The organism is Pseudomonas sp. Ps21-P2 (assembly GCF_039672565.1).
Lineage (GTDB): Bacteria > Pseudomonadota > Gammaproteobacteria > Pseudomonadales > Pseudomonadaceae > Aquipseudomonas.
Genome location: NZ_JBDFPL010000008.1, coordinates 368791 through 374790, shown reverse-complemented (window position 1 = coordinate 374790; position 6000 = coordinate 368791). Strand labels below are relative to the sequence as shown.

5 protein-coding genes are annotated in these 6000 nt (G+C 56.8%); 2 read left to right on the top strand and 3 right to left on the bottom strand.

Annotated features, from left to right (window positions below; all coding sequences use genetic code 11):
* Window positions 1-351: 351 nt before the first annotated feature.
* Window positions 352-1551, bottom strand: coding sequence for a tyrosine--tRNA ligase (gene tyrS, locus ABEH28_RS21510; RefSeq protein WP_346631023.1), 1200 nt, complete (start codon window positions 1549-1551; stop codon window positions 352-354).
* 212 nt (window positions 1552-1763) lie between these two features.
* Here tyrS and ABEH28_RS21505 point away from each other — a divergent pair, with 212 nt between their 5' ends.
* Window positions 1764-3197: a peptidoglycan DD-metalloendopeptidase family protein gene (locus ABEH28_RS21505; protein WP_346627127.1), complete on the top strand. Its 1434-nt coding sequence runs from the start codon at window positions 1764-1766 to the stop codon at window positions 3195-3197.
* A gap of 3 nt (window positions 3198-3200) precedes the next feature.
* Window positions 3201-4292, top strand: coding sequence for an anhydro-N-acetylmuramic acid kinase (locus ABEH28_RS21500; RefSeq protein ID WP_237251496.1), 1092 nt, complete (start codon window positions 3201-3203; stop codon window positions 4290-4292).
* 63 nt (window positions 4293-4355) lie between these two features.
* Here the strand turns inward: ABEH28_RS21500 and erpA are convergent, their stop codons facing one another.
* Both erpA and argC read right to left on the bottom strand, forming a co-directional pair.
* Window positions 4356-4706, bottom strand: coding sequence for an iron-sulfur cluster insertion protein ErpA (gene erpA, locus ABEH28_RS21495; protein WP_122536594.1), 351 nt, complete (start codon window positions 4704-4706; stop codon window positions 4356-4358).
* Window positions 4707-4867: 161 nt separating this feature from the next.
* On the bottom strand, window positions 4868-5902 hold the full coding sequence (argC, locus tag ABEH28_RS21490) for an N-acetyl-gamma-glutamyl-phosphate reductase (protein WP_192173081.1): 1035 nt from the start codon (window positions 5900-5902) through the stop codon (window positions 4868-4870).
* Between the last annotated feature and the right edge of the window lie 98 nt (window positions 5903-6000).

Below are 6000 nucleotides of genomic sequence, written 5' to 3'. Positions count from 1 at the left end.
AGAGCGGGTGGTTAAGATCTTTCGTCTCAACCGAGGCGCGCATTCTACAGCGTCTCTTGTTTCTGTCAAGCGGTTATTTTAAGAAGTTTTCAAAGTTTCCTCATCAACTTCAACCACTTGCGCTTCGTTCGACTTAACGTCTCACGTCAGCGGGAGGCGAATTCTACAGCGTTACAACCTGCTGTCAACTGCCTTTTTCACCGCTGTCGATTCAAGCATCTGAACCGAAGCATTCCTCGCTGCTTACTTCGTCCAACTCGTTGATTATCAAGGAGTTTTCCGTTTCGTCTGCGCCGGAAGTGGGGCGAATTATAGACAGATCCAGAGGGGCGTCAAGCACTTATTTGAACTTTATTCCAAGCGAAGTGTAATCCGCCCGAACGCTTTCTTGCCGGCCTGGCAAACATGGGTCGCCCCCAGCTTGAATACAAACCCGCGCTCTACCACCTCACCATCTATACGCACGCCGCCGGATGCCAGCAGGTCGCGAGCGACTGCCGAGTTCTTTACCAGCCCCGCCTTATTAAGGACGGCAGCAATCGGCATGTCTTCGGAAGCGGCCAGCTCGATCTCCGGAAGATCTTCCGGAAGCTCCCCATCCTTCATACGATTGCCTGCAGAACGATGGGCAGAAGCTGCAGCCTCTTCACCATGGAAGCGCGCGACAATCTCTTCGGCAAGCTTGATCTTGATGTCGCGCGGATTCGCCCCGGCGTCGCAATCCGCCTTAAAGGCAGCGATCGCTTCCATGGAGCGGAAGCTCAGCAGCTCAAAGTAACGCCACATCAGCGCATCTGGGATGGAGACGAGCTTGCTGTACATAATGCCGGGCGCTTCCTGGATACCCACATAGTTACCCAGGGACTTGGACATCTTCTTGACGCCGTCCAACCCTTCCAGCAACGGCATCGTCAGAACACACTGAGCCTCCTGACCATAGGCGCGCTGAAGCTCACGCCCCATCAGCAAGTTGAATTTCTGATCGGTGCCACCCAGCTCGACGTCCGCGCGCAAGGCAACCGAGTCGTAACCCTGCACGAGCGGATAAAGGAATTCGTGGATGGCGATCGACTGGTTCGACTTGTAACGCTTGTCGAAGTCATCACGCTCAAGCATACGGGCAACGGTGTATTGAGAAGAAAGCCGAATGAAATCAGCGGGGCTCAGCTGGTCCATCCAGGTGGAATTGAAGGCCACCTCGGTTTTAGCCGGATCCAGAATCTTGAAGACCTGAGCTTTATAGGTCTCGGCATAGTCGAGCACTTGCTCGCGCGTAAGCGGGGGACGGGTAGCGCTCTTGCCGCTTGGATCGCCGATCATCCCGGTGAAATCGCCAATCAGGAAAATCACCTGATGCCCGAGATCCTGGAATTGACGCAGCTTATTAATTAGCACTGTGTGCCCGAGGTGCAGGTCGGGCGCGGTTGGATCAAAACCGGCCTTGATGCGAAGTGGCTGCCCACGCTTGAGCTTTGTGATCAGCTCGGCCTCGACCAGGAGTTCATCTGCACCGCGCTTGATCAGCGCTAGCTGCTCTTCAACCGACTTCATAACCGCCCCGTAATGCCTTATTTCAAAGGGAAACAACCATACAAGATCAGCGCCCAAATACAAGTTCTGACAATAGGTGCTCGACGAATCGCGGAGCGAGCCGATCGCAAGCTTGCCTCAGGCGAGATTTGGTTATATTTTATACAGTTATTTCATCTTCATCATGTCATTCATCTTTTCCATTTCATCTTTTTTCAAAGTCAAAATTACCTATGACCGACACTCCGCCTAAAGCGCCACCGCTTTATCCGAAGAGCCACCTGCTAGCAGCCAGCGGTATCGCCGCACTGCTCAGCCTGGCTCTCCTCGTATTCCCATCCAGTGACGTCGAAGCCAAACGAACAAACCTTGCTCTTGAACTGGACACGCCCGCTGATCAGATCGAGCAAGAACAAGACGCTCAAGAACAGACTCAAGCCACAGAGGCGCCGGTAGATTCTCCCTTCGCCCAGATCGAAGGTGATGCGACTGAGCCGACTGAAACAGCGAAGCCCTCCACCGACACAAAGGCTGCGCCGAAAGAGGTTGCCACTGCCAAGGGTCCCACCCACCGGGAAGTGGTGGTATCGAAAGGCGATACGCTGTCGACGCTGTTCGGCAAAGTCGGCTTACCCGCAACGGCAGTGCATGACGTTATTGCCAGCGACAAACAAGCCAAGCAATTCAGCCAGTTGAAAAACGGCCAGGTTCTGCAGTTCGAACTGTCGCCTGAAGGCAGCCTTAAGCAGCTGCACAGCAAGCTGAGCGAGACAGAAAGCATCAGCTTGTCCCGGACAGACAAGGGCTACACGTTTACCCGTGACGTAAGCAAACCCAATGTTCGCACTGCCTATGTGCACGGCATGATCAACAACTCGCTGTCGCAATCCGCCCAGCGTGCAGGCCTCAGCCATACCATGACCATGGAGATGGCAAACATCTTCGGCTACGACGTCGACTTCACCCAGGATATCCGCAAAGGTGACGAATTCGATGTCATTTACGAGCAAAAGGTCGTCAACGGCAAGACGGTTAGTACAGGCAATATTCTTTCGGCGCGCTTTGTAAACCGTGGCAAGACTTACACCGCAGTGCGTTATACGAACAAGCAAGGCAACACCAACTACTACACCGCCGATGGCAACAGCATGCGTAAGGCATTCATCCGTACCCCGGTCGAATTCGCCCGCATCAGCTCACTGTTTTCATCCGGTCGCAAACACCCGATCCTGAACAAGATTCGCGCCCACCAAGGCATCGACTACGCTGCACCTCGTGGTACGCCAATCAAGGCGACCGGCGACGGCAAAGTCATTCTTGCCGGTCGGCGCGGCGGCTACGGCAATACCGTGATCATTCAGCACGGTGAGACCTACCGGACGCTGTACGGCCACATGCAGGGTTTTGCCAAGGGTATTCAGTCCGGATCCAGCGTCAAGCAGGGCCAAGTCATTGGCTATATTGGAACCACCGGCCTGTCCACGGGTCCTCATGTTCATTACGAGTTTCAGGTAAACGGCGTTCATGTCGACCCGTTGGGGCAGAAGCTGCCGATGGCTGACCCGATCGCCAAGTCCGAAAAACAGCGGTTCATGCAGGAGAGCCAACCTTTGATGGCTCGCATGGACCAGGAAAAGGCCACCATGCTGGCCTCGAGTAAGCGCTGACCCATGACTTTATATGTAGGTGTAATGTCCGGAAGCAGTCTGGATGGACTCGACTTCGCGCTGGTAGAACAGGATGACCGACCACGTTTGCTCGGCACCTACTACATTCCCATGCCGGACGATCTTCGCGCCGAACTGCTGGGGCTATGCGCCAGTGGTCCGGATGAGCTGGCCCGTGCCGGCATCGCCGAGCAGAAATGGGTTCATCTCGCGGCTCAAGGCGTACTGGCCCTGCTGGATCAGCAGAATGTGTCAGCCGGCGAAATCCGCGCGATTGGCAGCCACGGCCAGACGATTCGCCACGAACCAGCCCGTGGCTTCACCATTCAGATAGGCAACCCTGCCCTGCTCGCTGAGCTGACGGGCATTACCGTCGTAAGCGATTTCCGCAAGCGCGATATCGCTGCAGGTGGACAGGGCGCGCCGCTGGTTCCGGCATTCCACGAAGCGTTGTTCGACGATAACAAGGACTACCGCGCCGTACTCAACGTCGGTGGCTTCAGCAACCTCAGCTTGATCGAGATCGACAAACCGGTTTCCGGGTTCGATTCAGGTCCTGGCAACGTGTTGCTCGACGCGTGGATACAAGCACAGCGTGGCGTGAGCTATGACCGCGATGGCGCGTGGGGCGCGAGTGGAACAGTCAATGATGCGCTGCTCAAGTCCATGCTCAGTGATCAGTTCTTCCAGACCAAGGGTCCGAAAAGCACCGGCCGTGAAGTGTTCAACCTTGGCTGGGTTCATCACCATTTGTTCCAGATGCCAACGCTGAGACCCGAAGACGTGCAGGCTACACTTCTGGAAGTCACCGCATTGAGCATTACCGAGTCGCTGCAATCGGCACAGGCGCAGACCAAAGAGCTGCTGGTCTGCGGTGGCGGCGCTCACAACAAGGCATTGATGGATCGACTGGCGGCGCTGCTGCCGGCAACAAAGGTCACAAGCACAGCGGAATTCGGTGTTGATCCTGATTGGGTGGAAGCAATGGCGTTCGCCTGGCTTGCCCATTGCGCACTGGAAAGCGTACCCGCCAACCGTCCGAGCGTGACCGGGGCCAAAGGGTTGCGTGTTTTGGGCGCAATCTACCCGGCCTAAGCTCTACCCTCGCCATGCAAAACGCCGCGCAAATGCGCGGCGTTTTTGTGTGCGACGGTTGGATCAGATCGAAAACGAAGAGCCGCAGCCGCAAGTAGTCGCGGCATTAGGATTCTTGATTACGAAGCGAGAGCCTTCCAGACCCTCCTGATAATCCACTTCCGCACCTGCCAGGTACTGGAAGCTCATGGGGTCAACCACCAGGCTGACACCCTCGCGCTCAACAATCGTGTCATCTTCGGCGACGTCTTCATCAAACGTGAAGCCGTACTGAAAGCCGGAACAACCGCCACCGGTCACGAAGACGCGGAGCTTCAGGCGGTCATTGCCCTCTTCATCGACCAGAGTTTTCACCTTGTGCGCGGCACCGTGGGTGAATTCCAAAGCCACAGGGGTGAAGGATTCAACGCTCATGCTCAAAATCTCCCGGCGCTAAGCCGTCATAATGCGTAATGTCGCGCATTATCCGCTTCTCCTAGAAAATTGGTCAACTATTGTCACGGCAGCCGCAAGCGACAAGCTGCAAGAAACAGCCAGCTATCGGCTTACAACCTGAGACGTACGACCTGGCGCTGTTAAGGCAACATCCCCGCGTGGGACAGGCCCAGGCGCTCATCGAGGCCAAACATGATGTTCATGTTCTGCACGGCCTGGCCCGAAGCGCCTTTGACCAGATTGTCGATGACCGACAGCACCACCACCAGATCGCCATCCTGCGGACGGTGCACAGCCATGCGGCAGACGTTGGCTCCACGTACGCTGCGGGTTTCCGGATGGCTGCCGGCGGGCATCACGTCGACGAATGGCTCATTGGCATAGCGTTTTTCAAACAACGCCTGCAGATCGACCGACCTGTCGACGACGGTCGCGTACAACGTGGCGTGAATGCCGCGGATCATCGGCGTCAGGTGCGGCACGAACGTCAGCCCGACATCGCCGCCGGCTGCACGACGCAGCCCTTGGGTGATTTCGGGAAGATGGCGATGCCCTTTAACGGCATAAGCCTTGAAGCTCTCGCTGGTTTCGGAATACAGCGAGCCCACACTGGCGCCGCGACCTGCACCACTGACACCCGATTTGCAGTCGGCGATCAATCGTGATGCATCAGCAAGGCCCGCTTCGAGCAGCGGCAGAAAGCCCAGCTGAGTGGCGGTGGGATAGCAACCCGGCACCGCAATAAGGCGTGCGCCTTTGATGTGCTCGCGGTTGACTTCCGGCAGGCCGTATACCGCCTCGTCGAGCAGCTCCGGTGCACCATGGGGCTGGTTGTACCACTTGGCCCACTCGACCGGATCTTGCAGACGAAAATCGGCGGAGAGGTCGATGACCTTGGTGCCAGCGGCGAGCAACTCGCCCGCTAACGCATGTGCGACACCGTGAGGCGTGGCGAAGAACACCACGTCGCAGGCGCCAAGCACCTTGACGTCCGGCACACTGAACGCCAGACCGTCATAGTGACCGCGCAGGTTTGGATACATGTCAGCGACAGGCAGACCTGCCTCGGAGCGCGAGGTGATCGCAACCACTTCAGCCTCCGGGTGTTGCGCCAGAAGACGCAACAACTCGACGCCGGTGTAACCCGTACCGCCGACGATACCGACCTTGACCATAACCTGCCCCTCAACGAAACCAGTGGAAAGCCGCTGATCATATGGGTCGATTGCCAATGGGACAACCGCGAACGTGACGTACGGGCGCCGAAGCCACT